23 protein-coding genes are annotated in these 23,980 nt (G+C 43.3%); 5 read left to right on the plus strand and 18 right to left on the minus strand.

The window, feature by feature from the left end:
* Position 1 precedes the first annotated feature (1 nt).
* Together ACLI1A_RS07890 and ACLI1A_RS07895 are read right to left on the minus strand one after the other, a co-directional pair.
* On the minus strand, positions 2 to 898 hold the full coding sequence (locus ACLI1A_RS07890) for a pirin family protein (protein ID WP_411407874.1): 897 nt from the start codon (positions 896 to 898) through the stop codon (positions 2 to 4).
* A 194-nt stretch (positions 899 to 1,092) separates the two neighbouring features.
* Positions 1,093 to 2,031, minus strand: coding sequence for a ring-cleaving dioxygenase (locus ACLI1A_RS07895; protein WP_411407876.1), 939 nt, complete (start codon positions 2,029 to 2,031; stop codon positions 1,093 to 1,095).
* 164 nt (positions 2,032 to 2,195) lie between these two features.
* Between ACLI1A_RS07895 and ACLI1A_RS07900 the strand changes: the two genes are divergently transcribed.
* From ACLI1A_RS07900 to ACLI1A_RS07915, 4 genes are all read left to right on the plus strand, one after another.
* Positions 2,196 to 2,765, plus strand: a complete 570-nt coding sequence (locus tag ACLI1A_RS07900; protein WP_411407878.1) for a Crp/Fnr family transcriptional regulator — start codon at positions 2,196 to 2,198, stop codon at positions 2,763 to 2,765.
* A 171-nt stretch (positions 2,766 to 2,936) separates the two neighbouring features.
* Entirely contained in the window at positions 2,937 to 3,677 is a 741-nt protein-coding gene (locus tag ACLI1A_RS07905) for an SDR family oxidoreductase (RefSeq protein ID WP_411407880.1), read from the plus strand.
* A gap of 196 nt (positions 3,678 to 3,873) precedes the next feature.
* On the plus strand, positions 3,874 to 4,059 hold the full coding sequence (locus tag ACLI1A_RS07910; protein WP_411407882.1) for a hypothetical protein: 186 nt from the start codon (positions 3,874 to 3,876) through the stop codon (positions 4,057 to 4,059).
* 34 nt (positions 4,060 to 4,093) lie between these two features.
* Complete coding sequence (locus tag ACLI1A_RS07915; RefSeq protein ID WP_411407884.1) at positions 4,094 to 4,327, plus strand: hypothetical protein; 234 nt, start codon at positions 4,094 to 4,096, stop codon at positions 4,325 to 4,327.
* Positions 4,328 to 4,386: 59 nt separating this feature from the next.
* Here the strand turns inward: ACLI1A_RS07915 and ACLI1A_RS07920 are convergent, their stop codons facing one another.
* The 6 genes from ACLI1A_RS07920 to ACLI1A_RS07945 form a co-directional block, all read right to left on the minus strand.
* Complete coding sequence (locus tag ACLI1A_RS07920) at positions 4,387 to 5,049, minus strand: carboxypeptidase-like regulatory domain-containing protein (RefSeq protein WP_411407886.1); 663 nt, start codon at positions 5,047 to 5,049, stop codon at positions 4,387 to 4,389.
* 49 nt (positions 5,050 to 5,098) lie between these two features.
* On the minus strand, positions 5,099 to 5,734 hold the full coding sequence (locus ACLI1A_RS07925; RefSeq protein WP_411407888.1) for a carboxypeptidase-like regulatory domain-containing protein: 636 nt from the start codon (positions 5,732 to 5,734) through the stop codon (positions 5,099 to 5,101).
* Positions 5,735 to 5,783: 49 nt separating this feature from the next.
* Complete coding sequence (locus ACLI1A_RS07930; RefSeq protein ID WP_411407890.1) at positions 5,784 to 6,518, minus strand: carboxypeptidase-like regulatory domain-containing protein; 735 nt, start codon at positions 6,516 to 6,518, stop codon at positions 5,784 to 5,786.
* A gap of 72 nt (positions 6,519 to 6,590) precedes the next feature.
* Complete coding sequence (locus tag ACLI1A_RS07935; RefSeq protein WP_411407892.1) at positions 6,591 to 7,217, minus strand: hypothetical protein; 627 nt, start codon at positions 7,215 to 7,217, stop codon at positions 6,591 to 6,593.
* A gap of 91 nt (positions 7,218 to 7,308) precedes the next feature.
* A complete protein-coding gene (locus ACLI1A_RS07940; RefSeq protein ID WP_411407894.1) occupies positions 7,309 to 8,142 on the minus strand; it encodes an ABC transporter permease in 834 nt (277 codons plus the stop codon).
* Between the two features lie 4 nt (positions 8,143 to 8,146).
* Positions 8,147 to 9,046: an ABC transporter ATP-binding protein gene (locus tag ACLI1A_RS07945; RefSeq protein WP_411407896.1), complete on the minus strand. Its 900-nt coding sequence runs from the start codon at positions 9,044 to 9,046 to the stop codon at positions 8,147 to 8,149.
* 271 nt (positions 9,047 to 9,317) lie between these two features.
* Here ACLI1A_RS07945 and ACLI1A_RS07950 point away from each other — a divergent pair, with 271 nt between their 5' ends.
* Complete coding sequence (locus ACLI1A_RS07950; RefSeq protein ID WP_411407898.1) at positions 9,318 to 11,159, plus strand: hypothetical protein; 1,842 nt, start codon at positions 9,318 to 9,320, stop codon at positions 11,157 to 11,159.
* 119 nt (positions 11,160 to 11,278) lie between these two features.
* Here ACLI1A_RS07950 and ACLI1A_RS07955 read toward each other — a convergent pair whose 3' ends face one another.
* From ACLI1A_RS07955 to ACLI1A_RS08000, 10 genes are all read right to left on the minus strand, one after another.
* Complete coding sequence (locus ACLI1A_RS07955) at positions 11,279 to 11,743, minus strand: endonuclease domain-containing protein (RefSeq protein ID WP_411407900.1); 465 nt, start codon at positions 11,741 to 11,743, stop codon at positions 11,279 to 11,281.
* Between the two features lie 145 nt (positions 11,744 to 11,888).
* Entirely contained in the window at positions 11,889 to 12,119 is a 231-nt protein-coding gene (locus tag ACLI1A_RS07960) for a ferredoxin (protein WP_411407902.1), read from the minus strand.
* A complete protein-coding gene (locus ACLI1A_RS07965) occupies positions 12,119 to 13,375 on the minus strand; it encodes a U32 family peptidase (RefSeq protein ID WP_411407904.1) in 1,257 nt (418 codons plus the stop codon). Before ACLI1A_RS07965 ends, ACLI1A_RS07960 begins: the two co-directional genes overlap by 1 nt.
* 200 nt (positions 13,376 to 13,575) lie before the next feature.
* Positions 13,576 to 14,541 (minus strand): glycoside hydrolase family 5 protein, encoded by a 966-nt coding sequence (locus tag ACLI1A_RS07970; RefSeq protein ID WP_411407906.1) that lies wholly within the window; start codon positions 14,539 to 14,541, stop codon positions 13,576 to 13,578.
* A 2-nt stretch (positions 14,542 to 14,543) separates the two neighbouring features.
* Positions 14,544 to 15,794, minus strand: a complete 1,251-nt coding sequence (locus tag ACLI1A_RS07975; RefSeq protein ID WP_411407908.1) for a glycoside hydrolase family 27 protein — start codon at positions 15,792 to 15,794, stop codon at positions 14,544 to 14,546.
* 20 nt (positions 15,795 to 15,814) lie between these two features.
* Entirely contained in the window at positions 15,815 to 16,807 is a 993-nt protein-coding gene (gene mgrA / locus ACLI1A_RS07980) for an L-glyceraldehyde 3-phosphate reductase (RefSeq protein ID WP_411407910.1), read from the minus strand.
* A gap of 117 nt (positions 16,808 to 16,924) precedes the next feature.
* A complete protein-coding gene (locus ACLI1A_RS07985) occupies positions 16,925 to 17,944 on the minus strand; it encodes an IPT/TIG domain-containing protein (RefSeq protein ID WP_411407912.1) in 1,020 nt (339 codons plus the stop codon).
* 20 nt (positions 17,945 to 17,964) lie between these two features.
* On the minus strand, positions 17,965 to 19,563 hold the full coding sequence (locus ACLI1A_RS07990) for a RagB/SusD family nutrient uptake outer membrane protein (RefSeq protein WP_411407914.1): 1,599 nt from the start codon (positions 19,561 to 19,563) through the stop codon (positions 17,965 to 17,967).
* A 19-nt stretch (positions 19,564 to 19,582) separates the two neighbouring features.
* Positions 19,583 to 22,804 (minus strand): SusC/RagA family TonB-linked outer membrane protein, encoded by a 3,222-nt coding sequence (locus tag ACLI1A_RS07995; RefSeq protein WP_411407916.1) that lies wholly within the window; start codon positions 22,802 to 22,804, stop codon positions 19,583 to 19,585.
* 298 nt (positions 22,805 to 23,102) lie between these two features.
* Positions 23,103 to 23,978 carry a helix-turn-helix domain-containing protein gene (locus tag ACLI1A_RS08000; RefSeq protein WP_411407918.1) on the minus strand — a complete coding sequence of 292 codons (876 nt, stop codon included), beginning with the start codon at positions 23,976 to 23,978 and terminating at the stop codon, positions 23,103 to 23,105.
* Positions 23,979 to 23,980 lie beyond the last annotated feature (2 nt).

The following is a 23,980-nucleotide window of genomic DNA, read 5'->3' on the forward strand; positions in this document are numbered from 1 at the left end:
ATTACTTTTTTAAGTTTAGCCCCGGGTGCTGGTCAGGCAGGGGCACAAAACCATGCTCTCCTTCTATTTTCGGAAACTCCTGCTTCTGCCAGCGTTCCTTGGCATCTTCTATAAGCTGTGGATTGCTCGATACAAAGTTCCAGTAGATGTGGCGCGGTTCCGGTAAGGGGTCTCCTCCAAATATGTAAAGGGTTGTGTTTTCGTTCATTGTAAATTCGCACAGCAAACTGTCTTTGGCTACTAACAGCTGTTTTGGCCCAAAGGTGTGCCCTTCGGCTTCTATGCTGCCTTCCAGTATATACAGGCCGCTTTCGCCGTACAGATTGCCATTAAATGCCGCTTTTTGTTTTCCGGTGCTTTTTAGCTCTAAATAGTATAATGGGCTATACACGGGTACTTCCGATTTTTTGCCAAAGGCTTCACCTGCTATAAGGGTGTATTGTATACCATCTTGCTCCCATTTTGGCAGGCCATCGCCTTCCACGTGGGCAAAGTTAGGTTCGCATTGTTCCAGTTCTTTTGGCAGGGCTACCCATATTTGCAGCCCGTGGAGTGATTTATCGCTGTGGCGCAGGTGTTCGGGTGTACGTTCAGAGTGTACGATGCCTTTGCCGGCGGTCATCCAGTTTACCTGGCCGGGTACAATTTCTACAGCAGTACCCAGGCTGTCGCGGTGCATTATGGCACCTTCAAAAAGATAGGTAAGCGTAGAAAGCCCAATGTGCGGGTGTGGGCCTACATCAAAGTTTTCGTGGTCGCTAAGCAGGGTAGGCCCCATGTGGTCTATAAAGGCAAAAGGCCCTACGGTACGTTTTTCCCTAAAGGGTAATAAACGCCCCACAAGGAAGTTACCTATGCTTGCGGGTCTTTCCTCTATAATAAGGTTGATGTTAGACATGGTCAGGTCTTAAATTTCGATGTTAAGTTAATATAAATTTATGAAATATCCACTTACAAAAATGTTAAATACGCAAATCGGGGGTGTTACGAAATGGTTATAATTGAGGATGTGTAAAATTTGAAAGGTAAGTATTGCTTAAAATAGAAACTGCCCCGCGGGGCGGGGCAGTTCAGGTAACTGTTGTGTTGTTGTTAAGCATTAATAGGGACCAAATGAGCCTCTATATCCTCTCGGATGTTTTCATATTGTGCCGGAAGTTTAAGGCCTTTGCCCAGGTCTTCCAGTTTTTCGTCTACCATAAATCCGGGGTTATCGGTAGCAATTTCAAACAGCACTCCTCCCGGTTCCCTGAAGTACAAGCTGTGGAAGTAGTTACGGTCTATCATCGGGGTAATGTTTAGCCCGCTGTTTGCTACTTTTTCGCGGAAGTACAGCAGTTGCTCGTCGTTTTTCACCCTGAAGGCTACGTGGTGTACAATACCGTTTGCCACATGGCCGCGTTTTTCGTCTTTAAGTTCTACAAGGTCTACTATGGCTGCTTCGTTTACAGCATCGGTAGCGTAGCGGTAACGGTTAGCATCCTGGGCTATCAGTTTGTAACCAAAAATATCGGTAAGTACAGTGGCAGTGGCGGTAATGCTGTTTAGCGTAAGGGTAATATTATGAAATCCCCTTGTTGCTATATCCGCTTTTACCTCGTCTGTTTCCCACGGTTTGCGGTCGTCTGTTTCCACTTCATACAGTTCCAGTTTTAGTCCGTCAGGGTCTACAAATGTAAGATAGCGTTGACCAAAGCGTTCGGCAGGCTTGTTGTAAATCACATTGTATTTTTCAAAGCGCTCTACCCATTTTTCAAGGCTTCCTTTTGGTACAGAATAGCCTATTTCGGTAGCCATTCCGCTGCCGCGGCGTCCTTGTGGTATGCCACTTCCCCAAGGGAAGAATGTAAGTATGGTACCTGCACTGCCCACTTCGTCGCCAAAGTAAAAGTGGTAGGTTCCGGGATCGTCAAAGTTTACTGTTTTTTTTATGAAACGTAAGCCAAGTACATTGCTGTAAAAATCAAAATTCCTTTTGGCATCTCCTGCTATCGCAGTAATATGGTGTATGCCGTATATCCTGTTTTCCATGGTATGATTATGTTTAATTTTTTATATTAATTGTTGTTTCATTTTGATAGTGTAAAATTACCCCACACTGTACTTGTGTGCATTGAACTAGATTAAGAAAGTGATATACAGCCTATTTTGCCATTAAAACGCATTGCATTACAGTATTTTAATACCTTTACCCTATGGTAGATAATTTTATAGCCTATCTTAAAGACAAGATAGAAATTACCGAAGAGGAAACAGACCTTATAAAAAACGTGTGCAGGGTAAAGAAGCTGCGCCGCAGGCAATACCTGCTACAGGAGGGCGATATATGGCGAAAAAACGCTTTTGTATCGGTGGGGTTGCTGCGTACTTACAGGGTAGACGAAAAAGGGCAGGAACGCATAATACAGTTTACCCCCGAAAACTGGTGGACGGGAGACCGCTACAGTTATGTATACGAAGCACCTGCACGCTATAATATAGAAGCGCTGGAAGACTGTGAGATTGTAATTATATCTAAAGGAGATTTTGAGATGTTGCATAAAGCGGTACCTGCCTTTGGCGATTTATGGCACAGCCTCGTAGAAAAAGGCTTTATAGCCCTGCAAACCCGTATACAGGCCGATATAAGTTATACATCGGAAGAAAAATACCATGATTTTATTAAAACCTATCCGTCATTGGTAAGCCGTGTGCCGCAGCACATGATAGCCTCGTATTTAGGACTTACCCCGGAAACATTGAGCCGCATCCGCGCTAAAAAATAATCCGCCTGTAACATTACTGTTCGGAATAATGGAAACCATTGACATTTGTCAATGGTTTTTTTTGCGCATTGTCAATGCTTTAGGGTGGCCCGTTGTTGCAACTTTGTAATGTCAAAAGCAAGCAGTTTTAGACGAAAAAAAAGAAACATTAAAAATTAAACTTTTTGTATTATGAAAACTTTAGAAAACAAAATCGCATTAGTTACAGGTGGTAGCCGCGGTATAGGAGCAGCAATTGTAAAACGCCTTGCAAGTGAGGGAGCCACAGTAGCCTTTACTTATGTAGCCGGCAAAGAAGAAGCCGATAAGCTTGTAACAGAACTGGAAGCACAAAACCATAAGGCACTGGCCATACAGGCTAATGCAGCCGATGAAGAAGCTGTAAAAAAAGCGGTAGACACCGTGGCAGCTACCTTTGGTAAACTGGACATTCTGGTAAACAATGCCGGGGCGCTTATTATAGGCGGGCTGGATACGCTTTCGTTAGCCGATTTCGACAAAACCTTTGACATTAATGTACGTTCGGTTTTTGTAGCAATTAAAGAGGCCGTAAAACACATGTCGGTTGGTGGGCGTATTATTAACATAGGAAGTACTAATGCTACCCGCATGCCTTTTGAAGGTGGTAGTATATACGCCGCCAGTAAAGCTGCCATACAAGGTCTTACCATGGCACTATCGCGCGACCTGGGGCCACAGGGAATTACCATAAACAACATACAGCCCGGCCCTGTAAACACAGACATGAATCCTGAAAACGGCCCGTTTGCCGAATATATGAAAACACAGCTTTCTATAGCCAGGTATGCACAACCCGATGAAATTGCTGCCTTTGCCGCTTTTCTTGCAGGCCCTGAAGCAGGGTATATAACCGGAGCCAGCCATAATATAGACGGAGGTTTTAAAGGCTGATAATCTGTAAAGCTATATAGATACAAAATAAGGGTTGCCATAACGGCAACCCTTATTTTGTTAATAGGCCATACTATTATCAATTATTGATTTTTTAGCAAAGCTTTAAGGGTTTGTTATCAGTAATTTATGATTTCGTTAGCACATAAGCGTATTTTATACACCTAACTTTGAATAAAGCCATAAAAGACTGAATATGAAGAAATTTGCTTTAATAATGATGCTGGCCGGAAGCCTGGGCATTATGTCGTGTAAATCGAATAAAAGCGGTGAAGGTGAAGCCGCAGATACCACTCCTACTGATACGGCTGCCGCTGTAGTGGATACGGCTACAGTACCTATGGACACGGTACCTGCCGTAACAGACTCAATACCGAAATAGTACAATGATATGTAAACGGGTAAAAGAATACATCATGAACAAAACCACCCCGGCAGCGGTTTATGCGATACTTGTTTTCGGTACGTTTACTTTACAGTCCTGTAAAGACAAACCTGCCGGTAGCAAAAGCGACAGCGGTGGTATGGTAACCGATTCGGTACCGCCGGAGGGAATGTATTCTGCACCTGTTACTGACACTACTGTTGTTGACAAAGACACGATTATAGGTAATAATAACAATAATGTTACCGGGGATAGAACCCCATAGTGATAATTATTTAATTTGGGTAGAAAAGGACAGCCCCGCTTTCGCGGGGCTGTTTTTATTTAGCGGAAAAGGTTCCCTATTTTATGAAAGATACGCCCGAACAAAGTTCTTTTGTATTCTGGCTTGCCATATGTATCATAAATTAAACTCTCTTCTAATACAGGATCAAGATACATTTTTATGTAAACGTTTTGTTGGTCGCTATATATTATTTTCTGGTTGACAAAACCCACAAATGATATAACTATTTCATCTCCAAATTCTACTTTTATACTAAAGTTTCCATCCATATCAGTAGATGTTCTAGTTTTTTTGTTAGTATTTTCAATAGTCGTGTTGGCTAGTCCCAATCCCATAGAGTCGACTATAGTTCCTGATAGCAAATTCTTTATGCTATCGGTAGCAGCGGCCTTTGGTACCGTATCATTAGCCACATCCTTTTCTTTAGGTGAAGTTTCAGTTTTTATGGGCGAACCCTGTGCTATAGCCTTGTTGCTGCCCAATACCAAAAAACTGATAAAAGAGGCACTAGCTGCAGCCCATACAGTGCTTTTCTCTTTTGTAATTGCAAGGTCGCGATTTAGCTGGTTAGTAGTAAACCTCCCGCAAAGGTCAGCATCCTGTCTCATTGCTGTATTAATCTCCCTGTCCGATGCTTTTGTAAAATCTATTACCTGTTTTTGGCAGGCGGCACAAAACCTTCCTTTTTCGGTGGGTGTCATGGCTGCCCAGTTCTCGTGGCAAGGAGCGGGGATCGATATTTGTATGTGTTTACTCATCTTTACTGAATATTGTACCTATTTTATGAAAGATACGCCCGAAGAAGGTACGCTGTTTAACAACTACAAGTTCACCCATAAAAACAGGATGTCCGTTTAGTTTTAAAGGATTGTCAAAATCTTTTCCCGTTACGGTAGTTTCTATAGTTTCGTATCCGACAAAAGAGATTTCAAGAACCGTTCCCTTGTTTGCCTGTATACTGAATTTACCGTCTAAGTCTGTTACAGTGCTTATATTTGTTCCTTTTACAATGATACTTGCGCCAGCTAAGGGCTCATTAAATTCGTCGATAACTATACCCTGAATCATGTTTGGAGGCGTAATCATTATTTTTCCCATTATCTCATGCTCAGTTGTTTCCTGTTGTTGCTGTGTTTGCGTAGGTTGTTGAGCGTATATTATCGTTGGACTCAATGACAACGCTGCTATAGCGATTACAGCTGCGGTCTGATTTTTTTTATGATGAGGTATTGCTAAATCTCTGTCCTTCTGTGTCGGACTTATTCTTGCACAGACATTGTCAGTTTTTTCAAGAGCCTTGGCTATCTCCCTGTCCGATGCCCTAGTAAAATCTATTACCTGTTTTTGACAGGCGGCACAAAACCTTCCTTTTTCAGTGGGTGTCATGGCTGCCCAGTTTTCATGGCAGGGCGTAGGGATGGATATTTGTATGCGTTTACTCATCTTTGCTGAATATTGTACCTATTTTATGAAAGATACGCCCGAAGAAGGTACGCCTTTTCGTTGTGATTACAGAGGTTACTGATACGGCACCACCTAAAAAAACTGTCTCTCTACGAGAGGTATAGCTGTTCACATTGATACCCTCATCTTCTTTTAACGACATGGTAACCGGATTCGTATTTATCACCTGTATTTCATTGTCTACGTAGCCCACAAGGTTAAAAACAAGCACATCGCCTTTTTGTGCCTTTATGGTAAAATTACCCATACTGTCGGTTACCGTGCCATTTGCTTTACCTTTAACCAGTACTGCTACATTTTGCAGGGGTATATTAAGGGTATCGGTTACATTGCCTTTAATTTCTATAATAGGCTTCTGTGGCTTCTTTGTTGTGGGTTTGCTATACGTTAAGGGTTTCTTTTTGGCTTGTGTTTGTCCCTGTACACCTATTGTAAATAATCCAAACAGCACTGCAAAAAACGCTCCTGTCTGGTTGCTCTTGTATTGCGGCAACCATAATTCGCGGTTTAGTTGGCTGTCGTTAAACCTTCCGCAAAGTGTGCTGTCTTTTTTTACTGCTGTTGCTATCTCCCTGTCCGATGCCTTGGTAAAATCTATTACCTGTTTTTGGCAGGCGGCACAAAACCTTCCTTTTTCGGTAGGAGTCATGGCTGCCCAGTTTTCGTGGCAGGGCGTAGGGATGGATATTTGTATGTGCTGGTTCATGCTGTAAAAATTATCACTTTTTATTAAGGATAACATTTACAGGCAAAAGGTTGGGAAGCAGGAGTGTTTTTTCTAAAAATAACGTCCGGAAAGCTGGTACATTGTCGTTTTTACAGGGATGGTAACTACAGTAGTAATCCGCGATATTATTTCCATTGTGGCTCCTATCCTGCGATTGTAGTAAAATAGAAGTAAATCTCCGTCTTCAACTTTGATTTTAAATTCACCTTTACGGTTTGTAGAGGTTGTTTTACCATTTAAAACAGCCACTTTTATATGTTTAAGTGGCTCTCCCTCCTCATCTACTGCGATGCCTCTTAGTGTAAAAGGCTCATTTTTTGTTGAGGTATCTGTGCTGCTGTCCTGGCTTTTTGCGGCTTCGGTTTGTATTGTAGGTTCCATATTTTGCTGAGCCATTACAGGGCTTGCAATGGAAAGCATACCCACGGCTATCGCTGCCGCCTGCCATCTGCCTTTTTTAGGAAGTGCTTCCAGGTTGCGGTTAAGCTGCGAAGGCAAAAAAGTGCCACATCCTCCCGGATTTTCACGAATAACCTTCAGTACATCGCTGTCGCACATGTTCGTAAAATCTATGACTTCTTTCCTGCAAGAAGTACAATACCTGCCCTTATCTGTAAGAGACATAGTATCCAGCTTTTCATGACAGGGTGTGGGTATGGATATTTTGTTTGTCGGCATTTTCAAATATACTTATTTATTCTAAACAGAAAATAAAAAAAGCTGTAACCTTTACGGAAACAGCCTGTTGTGAGTAACTTAAAAAAAGAGATTATAAATCCCTTTTTTTAAGTATGCGGTATGACGAGTAAATAAAAATAGCCGTCCATATAGCTACTATAACTATGCTATACCAGTGCAGGGTATAGTCTGTTTCACTGAAATCTCCTTGCATGGTTTTAATAGCCTTAACTGTTTTAAATCTGTCAAAAGGATTAAGTAGTAAGTTACTTATAGACTCTAAAGGGAAGTATGCTATTACTTTATCTGCGATTTCCTTATCGAAAATTTTCCAGCGCATAAATCCGTATAAAATCCGTTCTGCTAAGAACCATATTGCTATGAAACCTAAGGCAAAAGCAGATCTTTTTACAAGAATACCGGCAAATAGACAGAAACTAAAGAATGCAAGCAGGTTAATGAAATATGCTACAATATATTTTTGGTCACTGAAAATAATAGATATTTCTGTAAATGAAGAGAAACGGAGCCCTAAAACTAATGCCATTATATAAATAAAAATAGTAGAACAGGCAGTTAAGAATACTATGGTGCTTATCTTAGATAACATAAATTCTTTTTTACTAAGGCCATCTATGAGGTTTTGTTTTAGAGTGCCATAAGTATATTCATTAGTCATAAGCGAAACTATAACAATGGCCAGAAACAACTTAAGGTATACAGCTACATAACTAATGAAATGCCATATAAAAGGAAAATTAAAAATGCCCTGTTCGGCAAGGTTAATAGGGAATCCTAATACACTAAACTCTAAATTAAATGTGATTGCTATAAGAGAAAGTATTCCGAAATACGATATGGTAAGGATGCGGCCGGCACGGTTAAGCCACAATTTTTGCAGTTCTATGCTAAGTAATCTTTTCATGGCTTTAGTTTGTTTTGCTGGTTAGTTTCAGGAATTCTTCTTCGAGGCTGTGGGTACGTTTTATCAGATGGCTCAATACTATTCCGTTGTTAAAAAGGTATTGGTTCAGCTCTGCAGCCTCAAGCTGGCTTTTAAGCTGTGCTACAACTTTTCCGTCTGATAATTCTGCAATGTCTACTGCGGCATGGCCTTGCAGCAATTGTAATAATTTGTTGTTGTCTTGGGCAGCCAGTTCAAAGAATCCTTCTTTACTCAGCATGCCTTGTACAGAACCTGTGTAGAGTACTACGCCATCCTTCATTACCACTACGTGGTCGCATACTTTTTCTACTTCGTCCAGCAGGTGGCTGGCTAATAGTATGGTGGTTCCCTGTGAGACTATAAGGCGTATCAGGTCGCGTATTTGTCGTATACCCTGTGGGTCCAGCCCGTTTGTAGGCTCGTCCAGTATCAGTATTTCGGGGTCATTCAGTACCGCGCTGGCTATGGCCAGGCGTTGTTTCATACCCAGTGAAAAGGTTTTAAATTTACTGTCCTTGCGTTCCCATAGGCCTACCAGTTCCAGTTTTTCCTGAATTTTTGTGTAAGGGATACTTTTTATTTTACACACCAGTTTAAGGTTGTCGTACGCCGACATGTAGGGATAAAAGTTAGGGCGTTCTATAATAGCGCCTACTTTTTTCAGGGCTTCGTGGGTTTCGGTAGTGCCGCCAAACCAGCTGTAACTGCCTTCGGTTTTGTTTACCACATTTAGTATTATGCCCAGTGTGGTACTTTTTCCGCTGCCGTTTGGCCCCAGTATGCCGTAAACGTTTCCTTTTTGTATGGTAAAAGAAACATTGTTTACCGCATGCACTTTGCCAAACCGTTTGTGCAGACCGCTTATGCTAAGTATTGTTTCCAAAATGTATGTTTTATTGATTTTATAAGAGTTAGACGAGCAGGTAAGGTTTTTGTTACAAAGTATTCCGGATAATTAGCCATTAGCTTTCAGCCATCAGCTATCGAAGAAATGGCATAACTTTAGTAATGCTGGCTGAAAGCTGAAAGCTGGTTGCTGAAGGCTAACACAATTAACAACCCTCAACATAATATTAAGTTTTTATTTTGGTTTAATTCACGTATTTTGTAGGGTTGAAAATTTTTACATGCAAGGGAGTTTTTTTTTACGGATAATGGTAACAGCATTTTTTTTTGCTGTGGGGGCACTGCATGCCCAGGTGAACCCGCCTGCCAAGGATACCGTAAAGGAAAAGAACGACCAGATGTATAAGAAAATACAGGACTACAGTAAGAAAAAGAAGGTTACCAAGACGCTGCACAAGTTTATCTTTAAACCGGTGAAACAACAAAGGGCGTCTCAGTCCAGGAGAAGGGTGCGCGAAAGAACACCCGAAATGCAGGTAAGCTTTGAAAAATACGAAGGCAAAATAGTACGCCGTATTATTATACAAACGCTCGATCCTTTTGGGTATTCTATAAACGATACCACCCACGCCCCCGATAACAGTATAGAACGGATAGGTAACCGGGTGCACATAAAAACCAAGGAATACGCCATACGCAACCTGCTTTTGTTTAAAAAAAATGAACCCCTGGATTCGCTTTTGATAAATGATAGTGAGCGTTTATTGCGTTCGCAGCGGTACATACGCCGCGTAATTATTAAGCCGCAGCCTATAGCTACCACAACCGATTCGGTAGACGTATTTATCCGGGTGCTGGATTCGTGGAGCCTTATTCCTAACGGTTCGGTTTCTACGTCATCGGGTTCGGCAGAGCTTACCGAACGGAACTTTCTGGGGCTGGGACACCAGCTTGAAAATGACTTTGACAGAAATTTCAGTAGCGGACAAACCGCTTACCTGGCGCGGTATACCATACCTAATATTAAAAATACCTACATTAATGCCAGCGGTGCATACCAGATTTGGAAAAGTGATTATTGGCTGAAAAGCGTGGGACTGGAACGCACCTTTTTCAGCGCGTTTACCAAGTGGGCGGGGGGAGCATATTACGAAAGCCGCTTTGAAAAAGATACGCTGCCTAATGCGCAACAGCAATGGAACTGGCAAAATTATAAAACCCGTTCGCAGGATTACTGGGCAGGTTTTGCCACACCTTTAACAAAGGGAATTACGGAAGAGGACCGTACCACCCGGTTTGTTACTACAGCCCGTTTTTACCGCAGAAAATACAGGGAAAAACCTACTATAGAATACGACTCGGTAGGGTATTACAACAGCGAAAGACTGTACCTGGCCAGTGTGGGTATTACATCGCGTAAGTATGTGCAGGATAAATTCCTGTTTAATTATGATATTGTTGAGGATATTCCCATAGGTAAGGTGTACAGCGCCACCTTTGGGGTACAGGATAAAAGTGCCCAGCAGCGTTTTTATGTAGGTGCCCGATATGCTTTTGGTAACTACTACCGCTGGGGTTATTTTAGTACAAATGTAGAGGTGGGGTCATTCTTTTATCATAACCTTACCCAGCAAACCACCATGCGTATCGATGCGCTTTATTTTACTAACATCCGCAATTTAGGAGCCTGGAGGCTGCGCCATTTTGTAAGACCGGTTATTGTACTGGGCGAAAACCGCATGGGTATTTATACCGACCAGCTGAACATTAACGGCGAAAATGGTATACCCGGTTTTAACAGCCGTACGCTAAAGGGCACAAAAAAAGCACTGTTAACCCTGCAAACCCAGGCTTTCTCTCCGTGGAATGTGGGCGGTTTTCGTATCAACCCGTTTGTAAATGTTACGCTGGGGCTGATATCTAATACGGGAAATAAATTGTACGACGGACCGCTTTACAGTAAGTTCGGAATGGGGCTGCTGCTGTATAACGATTACCTTATATTCAACAGCTTTCAGCTATCGCTGGCGTATTATCCTAATATCCCGGATAGCGGTTATAACATTTTTAAAACCAATGCCATAGAAAACAACGATATTGCCCTGCCTGATTTCCAGATAGCTAAACCTACCGTAGTGCCGTATGAGTAGATAGTTTACAGTTTACAGTTTACAGTTAAAGGGGCTTATGTACCCGCCCCGGCTTTCTCCCGATGGCTATCGGGACACCGAAGGAAGGGAATGCTCACTCATACGTGATAACTACGTCGTTACAATTCCCCTCCTTCGGAGGGGTGCCCGCAGGGCGGGGTGGGAAACTCACCATAATTTTTAATGATAAAATTTTCAAGTTCTACAATGACGTTGTCAAGGTCGTGAAGCACTCTTAAATAGGAAATTCTATATACTTTTAACCCTAAAGATTGAAGGAAGTTATCTCTTCTACTATCATAAGCTTCTTTGTCATTATGGCTTGTGCCATCAATCTCAACAATTAGTCCTAACGATTTTATATAAAAGTCTACAATGTAGTTTCCTATTATCCTTTGTCTGTCAAAATCTATGTTATGAAATTTCTTTCTGTTTACCTGTTTCCAAAACACTACTTCAGGGTAGTTGCCGGTTTTGCGAAGTTTTTTGGACCAGTCTTTTAAATCAGGATTCACCGGTAAATATGGGAAATATTTAGCGTAAATTGGAATGTTATTTATTGTAGCAATAATTTGATTATCCATTTGGCTGTAATTTGGTTTAGGTAAATATAGTTAATTTTCCCACCCCGCCCGCCGCGGCGGGCACCCCTCCGAAGGAGGGGAATGCTCACTCTCACGCAAAAAAAATACGTTGCTACAATTCCCCTCCTTCGGCAGGCGCTATATTCTACACTTCCTTTACACTAATAATCCGAACCGGGCAGGCTTTGGCGGCATTATCTATTTCTTCCAGTAGCGAATGGTCGGGTTCTTTAAGCGTAAAAAAACCTTTCTTTTCTACCGAATGCAGTAGTACGCTTTTGCCGTCCTTTTTACTCATAACGAACTTTTGCGGAGCCAGTTCGGCGCAGTAATTACAGCCTATGCACTTGTTGCGTTGCAGGGTAATAATAACCATTAGTTCTGTGCAAATTCGGTTTTTACCAGTTTGTACAGCTTGTCGCTCGGACGTATTTTAAAGTCGAGCGGCAGTGTTATTTTATCGCCTTTTGTGGCGGTTTCCGCAGGGCTGTCTTCTACCATAAGGCTGCTTACGGTGGTTTCCTGTGCGCCTGTGGTAGGGCCTGTAACCAGTATTTTATCGCCCACCTTCAGGTCGTATGCTTCTATAAGGAATTCGCCCACATTTGCCTTAGGGTAAAAGTGCCTGCCTTTACCTATATACACCTTCCGCTGGGTAGCCATACTACCGTTGGCCGGACTCCATTCTCCCAGTTTCTGACCCAAATAATAACCACTCCAAAAACCGCGGTTGTACACCGTTTGCAGTTGCTCCATCCATAGGTCTACTTTTTCGCGGGTAAAAGTACCGGCTGCTATGGCGTCTATTGCCTCGCGGTAGCAGCGTACCACAGTAGCTACGTATTCGGGCGCACGGCCACGGCCTTCCAGTTTCAACACTTTTACGCCGCTGTCTATAATCTGGTCCAAAAAGTCCAGCGTGCAAAGGTCCTTTGGCGACATCATGTACTCGTTGTCTACTTCTATTTCAAAACCGCTTTCCTGGTCGATTACCGTATATTTTTTACGGCAGTTTTGCTTGCATGCGCCACGGTTAGCCGACGAATTATGCGAATGCAGGCTCAGATAGCACTTACCCGAAACCGCCATACACAGCGCCCCGTGCCCAAAGATTTCTATTTCTACCAGATTACCCGACGGCCCGCATACATTATCTTTCTTTATCTGTTCGGTTATTTTCTTTACCTGGCTCAGGCTCAGTTCGCGGCTCAGTACTATGGTATCGGCAAACAGGGCATAGAAATTTACCGTTTCTATGTTGGTTACGTTTATTTGTGTGCTTATGTGCACTTCCATACCTATCTGCCTTGCATAGGCTATTACCGCCTGGTCCATAGCTATAACGGCAGTAATGTTAGCCGCTTTGGCTTTGTCAAGTAGGGTTTTTATAAGCGAAAGGTCGTGGTCGTAAATTATGGTGTTTAGCGTTAAGTAGGTGCGTACCCCCTTAGCAGCGCAACGCTGCGAAATTTCTTGTAAATCATCAAGTGTAAAGTTCATAGAGGCACGGGCGCGCATGTTTAGCTGCTCCACACCAAAGTAAACCGAATCCGCCCCGTTATCCAGTGCAGCCTGTAGGGCTTCAAAATCGCCTGCCGGTACCATAAGTTCTATTTGTCCGTTTGTAGTCATACCCTAAAAAATTAACGGGCAAACATACCGCAGGTTTTTTCCATAAAACGTGACGAATGTCATGGTTTACTAAATAATGGCCGGTATAATTGTAGTTTTTGGGTTTTGCTATTTAAGGACAAGACAGATTTTAAAAATAAAACCGCCCTTGCTGGGGCGGTTTAGTCTAACTACTAACTCAACTGTATAAAAAACTAAACTTATTGTTTTCCGTTTAATTTTCGAAGGTATTCGCGGGTGCGTTTGCCGCTTTCCTTAAGGTCGCTGTCTTTCCACTTACCGTTTGATGAGGCGGTAGGGTAGAGCACACTACAGGTTTCATCCTTATCGGATACCGACCATGTTATCCAGCTCAGCCCACGGGCTTCCATCCAGTCAATCCAGTTTTGCCATTCGGTAGGGTCCAGTGGGCCGTCGCCAGTGGCTTCCATCCCTGCACATTCCGAAATAAATACCGGTAAGCCGGCTTTAATGGCTTCGTCGGTACGGTCGCGCAGGTATTGCTTGTGTGTAGCCGCATAAAAATGCACGGTGTACATCAGGTTGGTTTCACCCTTTATAGGGTCGGCGGCGGGGAGGTTAATATCTTGGTCCCAGTGCGGACATCCCACAAGTATTACATTATCGGGGTCATTCTTACGGATTACCTTAATCACTTCCTCGGCGTATGCCTTAACCTGAGGCCAGGTTTCCTCGTCCGGTTCATTAAATACCTCATAAATAACGTTAGGATACTTGCCGTACTTTTTGCTCATTTCGTCAAAAAAAGCTTTGGCTTCCTCCAGGTTAACGTTGTGGCTGTGCCAGTCAATGATTACGTAGATGTTGTTCTTAATGGCGCCGTCTACTACATTAGTAATGCATTTTTTTACAAACTCAGGGTTTTCCTTATAGGTTTGTCCCGCCGAGCCTACTTCAATGCCGGCAGCAGCGCGCACTATGTTTACGTTCCAGTCGTCCTTTAGCCATTTAACTGTTTTAGCATTGTAAAACCTTGGCCAAAAGCTGCTCCAGCCGTAGCTCATGCCACGCAGCATTATGTGTTTGCCGTTTTGGTCTACCAGTTGGGTACCTTTTACACTAAGCTGTCCGTACTCCTTAACCTGTGCAAAACAGGCCATTGAAAACAGTAGGGCAGCGGCGGTAATTTTAAAGTGCTTTAGCATGGTTATTTCTTTTTGGTAAGGGTAAGGCGCAGTGCTACCACATCGTGTGCAGGCACTTCGGCTTTAAAGGCTTTTTTAGTGGTGGCAGTACCTTTATCTTTTTTATCCCAAAGGTTTTTCAGGGTATAGGTATTTGCGGCAAAGCTTGTTTGCAGGTTAAAGATGTCGTCTTTAATTTCGTTCTTCAGCCAGTCGAAATCTACTTTTTGTGCAGTAGTACCACGATTAAGGAATACTACAGCCCAGTCGCCGCCCTGTAGCGGTTTTGCCCAAATTTCCAGCCCGTCCTTAGCCGATACTTTAAAGCCTTCTATGCCCAGTTTGTCCTGGCTAACGGCAATGACATTTTTATTGGTAAGCACTTCGGTGGTTTCTTTGCTCATGCTGCGCAGGTCGTTACCGGCAATAAGCGGTGCCGCCAGCATAGCCCACATGGTAAAGTGTGCACGGTCTTCGTTTACGGTAAGCGCACCGTTACCTACCTCCAGCATATCGGGGTCGTTCCAGTGGCCGGGACCTGCATATTTGCGCAGTCCTTCCTGCTTGTCCAGTATTTGCATTACGCCCCAGGCTTTCCATGTGCCATGGTCTTTTACACAGTCAAAACAATTGTAAATATCACCGGTAGAGCGCCACAGGTGTCCTACAGCTGGTCCCCATTCCCATGGCTTATCGTTACCCCATTCGCAAATGCTCAGTACAATAGGGCGGCCTGCCTTTTTAAGGGCGGCTGCTATGGTTTTGTAAGCACCCTCGGCTTTAAGGCCTTCGGTGTTGCACCAGTCGTATTTCAGGTAATCAATACCCCAGGCGGCGTATTGCTGCGCATCCTGAAACTCATAACCACGGCTGCCCGGCCTTCCGCCACAGGTTTGACTTCCGGCATCACTGTAAATGCCCAGTTTAAGCCCTTTGCTGTGCACGTAGTCGGCCAGCGCCTTCATCCCAGACGGGAAACGCTTTGCATCCGGGTGGATAAAACCCTGCGCATCGCGGTCGCCATGCCAGCAATCGTCTATGTTAATGTAGGTATAGCCTGCATCGCGCATGCCGCTGCTTACCATGGCATCGGCCATTTGCTTAATCATGTTTTCGTCTACATTGCAGGCAAATTTGTTCCAGCTGTTCCACCCCATAGGAGGGGTAAGCGCCAGGCCTTCATATTTTGTATAATCCTGCACATAGTTATTGCCCTGTGCCATAGCGATAAGGCTTACAGAAGCTACAAAAAGCGCAGTAATCAGTTTCTTCATAATTGGGTTTGTTTTGTGTATTATCTCAATATGTTGTTGATGGATGCAAGTTCTTCACCAGTAAAGTGAATGTTTTTTAGGCATTGCAGCGAATCAGTAACCTGTTCGGGCCTGCTTGCGCCTATAAGTACCGATGTAACCCTTTCGTCCTTTAATATCCATGACAGCGCCATATGTGCCAGTTTTTGCCCACGCTGCTGTGCTATTTCGTTCAGCTGTTTAATTTTTTCTATCCTTTCGGGCGTAATGTGGCTTTCGTTAAGAAACTGCCCGCTTGTGGCTACGCGGCTGTCGGTCGGTATGCCGTTAAGGTACTTATCGGTAAGCAGTCCTTGTGCCAATGGCGAAAAAGGTATGCAGCCTACGCCGTTATTACCCAGCACGTCGAGCAATCCAAATTCCGGGTCGCGCACAAACATGCTGTATTTGGGTTGATGGATTACGCATGGTGTACCCAGCTGTTTCAGTATATCAATGGCTTTTTGTGCCTGTACTGCGTTGTAGTTACTTATACCTGCGTAGAGTGCTTTTCCCTGCCTTACAATTAAATCCAGTGCGCCCATGGTCTCTTCCAGTGGGGTATCAGGGTCCATGCGGTGGTGATAGAAAATATCTACATAATCCAGCTTCATGCGTTTCAGGCTCTGGTCCAGGCTTGATACCAGGTACTTTTTACTGCCCCAGTCGCCATAAGGGCCATCCCACATAGTGTAGCCTGCCTTGGTAGAAATAATAAGTTCGTCGCGGTAGCCTGCAAAATCGCTGTGCAGTATTTTACCAAAATTCTCCTCGGCCGAACCCGGAGGCGGCCCGTAGTTATTGGCAAGGTCAAAATGGGTAATACCGTTGTCAAAGGCTGTGTGCAGTATGCGGCGGCTGTTATCGTAGTCGTTTACGTGGCCAAAGTTGTGCCAAAGGCCCAGCGACAATGCCGACAGTTTTAGTCCGCTTTTTCCGCAGCGGCGGTACTGCATATCATTATAGCGTGTAACAGACGGTGAGTAGGTTGTCATGATAAAATAAGGTTTTGGTTAACACGACCAAGGTACGAATGTTTGTTACATAAAAACATTCCCCGAAAAACTTCGGGGAATGCTAAGGGTAATGTTTCAGTCTACCCTATAAAAATATTAATCAACGGTAAAACCAAAGTTGTCGAAATAGTAGGTGTGTGTAGCTCCTGAGAATTCCTGGAACGACAGGTTTTGCATTGCTGCAGGTACGCCGCCCATTTGATCCCAGGTAATACGTACATCAGTCCATTCTGTACCTGTGGTTATGGCATGTGTAGCATCGCCCCAGCCACTTCCGTTAAATATCCAAACCAGTTTACCGGCATCGTCTGAACGTACGGCAAAGTGAATACCTGTATAGTTACCCATACCTTCCTGCCAGCCCCAGTTACCCTGAATGTTACCCCAGCCTTCAATGTCTTTCTTAAAGAAGGTAGTACCCTGGAAAGCTTTGGTTTGGTCTGTAACAAATACGTGGTTATTCCAGGCTTCTATAGTCCAAGGATCGTAAAACACATCATCGTAAATTGCGGTACCTACCGCAGATATGTCCCACTCGCTTTCACCCGAAATGGTTTTTACCTTTACATATTTGTTTGCAGAGCCGGCCGGCATTACTGCTACAATTTCGGTTAGGCTGCTCGATACAACCTGGGCCTGTACACCACCTACTGTAACTACAGGATCCAGGAAGTAAGAACCATAAATGGTAAACTGTTCTCCTTCTGCTGCATTTACAGGGTTAAAACTGGTAATTGAAGGTGCAGGCGGTGCTACAGGGAAATGGTAGGTAGCTGTACCATACTTGGTAACTACTTTAAGCTCATCTGTAGCGTTTTCATATGGTGTATCCCTGTCTATGGTTACCAGTATTACATCATCTGTAACCAGTGTAGAGTTAAAGTACGTATCGGTTTCGTTAAAGTAAATCTTTTGTGTGGTAATAAAACCTTTACCTCTTATTATGTACATATTGTCTGCAAAGCCGTACTCTACAAGCGAGTCGTTTTGGGCCAGGCTCACATTTTCTATTTCCGGGGCGCCACCGCCACCGTTGTCGTCGTTGCACGAAATGAACAGTGTAACGGCAAACATGGCAAGTAACCCGAACAGGAATTTAAATTTATTGTTTTTCATTTCAATACAATTTTTATGCATTAGTTAAAAGTGTAAGGAACAGGATCTTCCAGAAGCTTAGGGTTTTTAGCCACATCGTTGTCCGGGTAGTTCAGGTAGAAGTCGCTTTCAGATGGTGTAAAGTGTTCCTCTGTCCACATATTACCCCTGTTTTGTGCCGACATGATGGCGATAGCCTGAGCCCTTGGTAAACGTCCAAGATCGAACCAGTAATCACCTTCAAAGGCAAGTTCTTTCCTTCTCTCATTAAAGATATCGGTAAACGTAATCGATGTTACACTTGGTAGTCCGGCCCTGTTGCGTACGGCGTTAAATGAAGCCAGTGCACCTGCATCTGAAGTACTGGCACCTCCGGCAAGTACAGCTTCTGCGTGTATAAGCAGCAGTTCTGCATATCGCATAATGTAAGTGTTGTTAGATGTAGCTCCGTTACCACCTACTTGTGTAGGTCCTGTAGCATTACCGTTTTCTATACCTATAACGTATTTTTTAATGGCAGCACCGGCTCCTTGTCCACCTATATCGGCGGCAGACGGTACTGTAAAGCCCATTTGTTCTGTTGTTCCGCTGTTTATAAGTACTTTAATATCTGAATATACGTCGCCGGGCATCATTATGGTTTGTTTGCGGCGCACATCACCGTCTTCATACAACGAAAGGATATCCTGAGACGGGCCGAATACACCACCGTAAGAACAGTTTGATGTAGTAAGCGCTGCTGAACTGATACCAAACTGGGTGTTACAAATGTTTCCTGAACCGTAGTTACCGTCCCAGTACCATTGTAGCGCGAAGATAGATTCCTCGTTGTTGTTGTTAGGGTAAGTAAACAGGTCGGCATATGATTTTCCTGGCAGCGAAGTACCTCCAAGAAGTTTAAATTCGCCACTGTTTATTACTTCCTCTGCAAGCTGGCGTGCTTCTGTATATTTCTTTTCGTACAGATATACTTTGGCAAGCATTGATTTTGCAGAACCTTTACTTACGTGGCCGTTTTGTGTATAATCGCTTCCACGGTTTTTATCATACATTTTTTCAATGGCTTTTTGGTAATCCATTTCTATAAATGTATAAATATCTTCAATCCTGTTAGTGTTGATTTGAGGCGTGCCTGCATAATCAAGGTTGTTTTCTATGATAGGTACAGCACCCCATAAGCGTACAAGATAAAAGTAAGCAGTAGCCCTAAGGAAGTATGCTTCGCCTATGGTATTTTGAAGAACTTCAGGGTCTACATCCGGACCCACACGGTCTTCAAGGAAGTTAATAATAGCATTAGCCTGAGCCACGTTTGCCCAAAGCGATTGCCATCCGTCATTCAGTATACCGTAACTACCGTTCATAGAAAAGTTACGAAGAGCATTTACGTCTGATGAGTTGGTGTACATGTTACCGCCACCTACTTCTGCTACAGCCCAAAGGAATTTTGTTTCAAAGTTAAACCAGGTGCGGCTATACATTACGTTAGTAGCAGATGCCACCTGTGCGTTGGTGCTGTAGTAAGCATCAAGGCTTATAGAGTCTTCCGGCGGACGGTTTGTAAAATCAGCCGTACACGAAAATATAATCATAGCCGTTGCAGCAAGTGCAGCAAAACGGAGTGTGATTTTTGGAATCATTTTCATCTTCAATTTTTTTTTAGAATTCTAAGTTAACACCAAACGAATAAGTTCTAGGAGACGGATACCTTCCGTTATCAATGCCTGTAAGCAGTACGTTTTGGTTAAACGAACCTATTTCAGGGTCATAACCCGTGTACTTTGTAAAGGTGTGCAGGTTAGTTCCGGTAGCATAAACCCTTACACGAGACATCTTGATTTTTGAAGCAATTTCAGATGGCAGGGTATAGCCAAGGGTTGTATTTTGTATCCTTAGATACGAACCATCTTCTATGTAACGGTTAGATATCTGTACGTTAGGGTTGCTTAGGTCGCCTATTGGCCTTGGAACACTTGTATTAGGGTTTTCCTCTGTCCAGTAGTTAGCGGCTTCAGACAGCTGGTTTACATACAATTGGGCATTAAGCGTACCGTTTCGGCGTGTAAGGTTCATTACATCGTTACCTACAGATCCCTGAAGGAATATAGAAAGGTCGAAGTTTTTGTACTTAAAGTTGTTAGTAAAACCGAATGTAAATTTAGGGTTAGGGTTACCTATAAACGTTTTGTCATAAGTATCTATAACGCCATCTGGTTTACCTTCCGGGCCACTGATGTCTTTATATTTTACGTCACCCAGCCAGGTTTGTCCGGCACCTGTACCTACGCTTTGCCCAAACTGAATAGGAGCACTGTTAAGCTGGTCTGTGCTGGTAAACAATCCTTCGGCCACATAGCCGTAGAACATACCCACTGGCTGGTTTACAACAGTGTTTGTAGCTACCATAGGTATATAACCGTTAGTGTTTACCTGTTGTGTAAGTGTAAGTCCCGATTGCAGGTCTGTTAGCTTGTTTGTGTAGTGGCTGAATACAAGGCTTGAGTTATATGAAAAATCACCGGTGCCTTTTGTGTTGTAGCTAAGGGTAATATCATATCCACGGTTTTCCATAGATCCAAGGTTAGACCAAGGAGCAGCAATACCACCGTAATAAGAATCGCCTCCGGTAAGGTAATCAGGAAGTGGCACCTGGAAAAGGAAACCTTCTGATTTTTTTATGAAGTAATCCACGTTAGCAGTAAGGCGAGAGTTAAATAGGGTGAAATCTAAACCTATGTTTGTTTGCTTCATCGATTCCCATGTAAGGTCAGGGTTAGGTGAGTTAGCCACAGTATAAGACGATCCCAGTCCTGAAGCACCCGGTTGCAGTAGTGCTGTATAGCGGTTGTTAGGTAACTGCTGGTTACCGGTTTCACCGTAGCCTATGCGTAGCTTAAGGTTGTCTATGTAGTCTTTTGTAGATTCCATGAACTTTTCATTCGAAATTTTCCATGAACCCGAAATCGCAGGGAAGTAACCCCATTGTTTTTTACCGCCGTCGCCGTTAGGGTCAAATTTCGAAGAACGGTCGCCACGTACTGATGCCGACATACCAAAACGGTTGTTGAAATCATAGATAACACGGGCAAACAATGAGTAGATGGCTGCACTACCTTTGTAGTAATCGTTAGCTGTTACCCTTATAGTACTACCCAGGTTTACAGTGGCCGGGTCGTTTACAGGAGCATCAGACGAGTATACGTTAAGACCTTCCCAGTGGCTGTCGTTAGCCTCCTGGCCTAATAGTACAGTAAATTTGTGCTGTCCTATTGTTTTGTCGTAAGTTAAAAGGTTTTTAAGGTTAATCGCGTACCAGTTAGAACCTCTTTTCCATAGTTCAGATGCTGTATGTGTTTGTACACCCCAGTAATAAGTAGGTAAAAAGTCGTTTTGGTCAGCAAATTCAGTGTTTGCACCCAGTTCTGCCCTGTATTTAAGGCCATCCAGTAGGGTTGCCTCACCATATACGCTACCCATAAAGTTTTTGCGTACAAGCTTGTTGTCGCGTACCATAGCTTCACCTACAGGGTTAAAGTAAGTAGCATTAAGGCTGTTATCCAGTGGTCCTGCAAAGCTTCCGTCAGGGTTACGTACCGGTATATCCGGAGCCTGAAGCAGTGCATTAGATATAATACCTGTATAACTTTGGTTTATGGTAAGTTGTTCATTAGTAATACCTGTTCCCATGTTTGTTCCTACGCGTAACCAGTCTTTTACTTTAGAATCTACGTTAGCACGCATAGTATAACGTTTGAAACCTGAGCCAAGTAATATACCGTCCTGGTTTATAAAACCACCCGAAATGTAGTAATTTGTACCATCTTTAGCTCCCGAAAACGAAAGCTGGTGGCTTTGTGTTTTAGCCGTTTGGTATATAGCATCCTGCCAGTCTGTACCGTTACCTAATAGCTCAGGATGAGCAAATTCAGGCCTTAGCTGGTCTTCAGGTATACCGTATAACAACGAAAGTTGATTTTGTTGCTGTGCATACTGCCTAAGGTTCATTACATCAAGTTTTTTGTAAATGGTACCTACAGATGTATAGCCTTCATAAGCCATTTTTCCGGTTCCTTTTTTTCCTGATTTTGTAGTAATGATAATTACACCGTTAGCACCGCGCGAACCGTAAATAGCGGTTGCAGAGGCATCTTTAAGGATGTCGATAGATTCGATATCGTTCGGGTTAATGAAAGATATTGGGCTTACGGTATTGTTACCGGCTCCACCTGTCGATGAAAAGTCGCTTCCTGCTACAGGGCGTCCGCTTGTAGATTTACCGGTAGCATCACCAGATACAGGAACACCGTCTATAACATAAAGCGGTTCGTTAGTACCCGAAATCGAAGTGATACCACGAATGTGAACCGATGCTGCGCTACCCGGTTGTCCTGAACCGTTTGTTACACTTACACCCGCTGCTTTACCTTGAAGCATCTGGTCTACAGATGTTTGCTTAATGTTTTCAAGGTCTTTTGAACGGATGGAAGAAACAGCACTGTTTACATCATCCTTTTTTTGTGATCCGTAACCTATAACCACCACTTCATCAAGTGTTTTGGCGGTTTCGGTCATTTTTACGTTAATACTTGTCCTGCCTTTTACGGCTACTTCTTCGGTGGTGAAACCGATGAAGCTGAATACCAGTGTACCGTTTTCCGGTACCTCTATGGCGTATTCTCCTTCAAGGTTGGTTACTACGCCCCCCTGGGCGCCCTTTACGGTTACATTTACCCCAGGTATGGTCATTCCTTTTTCGTCAGATACCACACCGCTTACCTTTTGCTGTGCATGCATGGTTCCTGCAAAACACAGAACCATAAGGTAGAACAGGGCTTTTCCTTGTGTACACCATTTTGTAACTTTGTGTAGTTTGTTACCCATAGTAATTCGTGTTTGGTTAGCTACTAATTCGCAATTTATAAGGTTAGAAATTTAGCTATCAATAATTTTAGGGTTCTTTTATTGACGAAAACAAATTTAGAGCTAACCTGAACTGAAGGTTAATATTATTTTATCATTTAGTTATAATATTTCCTCTAACGTTTGCGTAACTTTTATACTTTAATATATGTACTTATATAAAAATAGGGTTAAAAACCTTGTTTTTAGGTTTTTAACCCGATTGTGTTTATAACTGAAGCAAAGAAATGCTTGTACTTTTTTGTCAGCTTTAATAAGGTTACAGGAAGCGTTTCATGCCGTGGAACTCATCGCGGTACTGGCTTGGGGTGGTCTTTTTTATACTTTTAAATATGCGGTTAAAGTTGGCAATGTTATTAAAACCGCTCTTGTAAGCAATTTCGCTTATGCTCAGGTCTTTTTCAATAAGCCAGCGCGCCGCGTAGCCCACGCGTATGTCGTTCAGGTAGTTTACAAAAGTTTTGTTGGTGCGTTTTTTTATAAAACGGTTAAAAGATACCGGGCTCATACTGGCTACACCGCTTACATCGTCCAGGGTTATTTTTTCGCTGAAGTTTCTTTGTATGTACTCGTACACCAGCTTCATTTTGTCGCTGTCTTCAAAAACATCGCTGTCTACACTGTAGTTGCTCAGCAGGCGCTGGTTGCGCGAGTTTGCCATATCGTGCAGTATCGACATAATTTCCAGGAAATAGTCCATGCCGTCCAGCTTACTAATGCGGCGGAAACGTTCGGCCAGTTCGGCCGATGTTTTTTTAGAGAATAGTATACCGTGGTTACTGCGGTTAAACATATCGCGTATGGGGCGCATAATGCGGCGTTCCAGCAACGAATCGTCAAAGAGGTCGTTATGAAACTGTATGGTTATTTCGTTTATGTCTTTGTTCTTGCATTTGTGCAATTCCCAGCCGTGGGGCAGGTTAGGGCCTACCAGTACCAGCTCTATGTCGTCTATCTCCTCAATGTGGTCGCCCACAATACGTTTTACGCCCTTTCCACCATAAATAAAGTTAATTTCATACTCCGGATGGTAGTGTATAGGAAACTCAAAAGTGTCTTTGTGCCTATCAAATACAAGGAAGCTATCGTCCTTAGACAAGGGGGGGATTTCGCGGTGGAATTTCTGGTTGTCCATAG

It is taken from the genome of Flavobacterium sp. RHBU_3, assembly GCF_046613565.1.
GTDB lineage: Bacteria > Bacteroidota > Bacteroidia > Flavobacteriales > Flavobacteriaceae > Flavobacterium.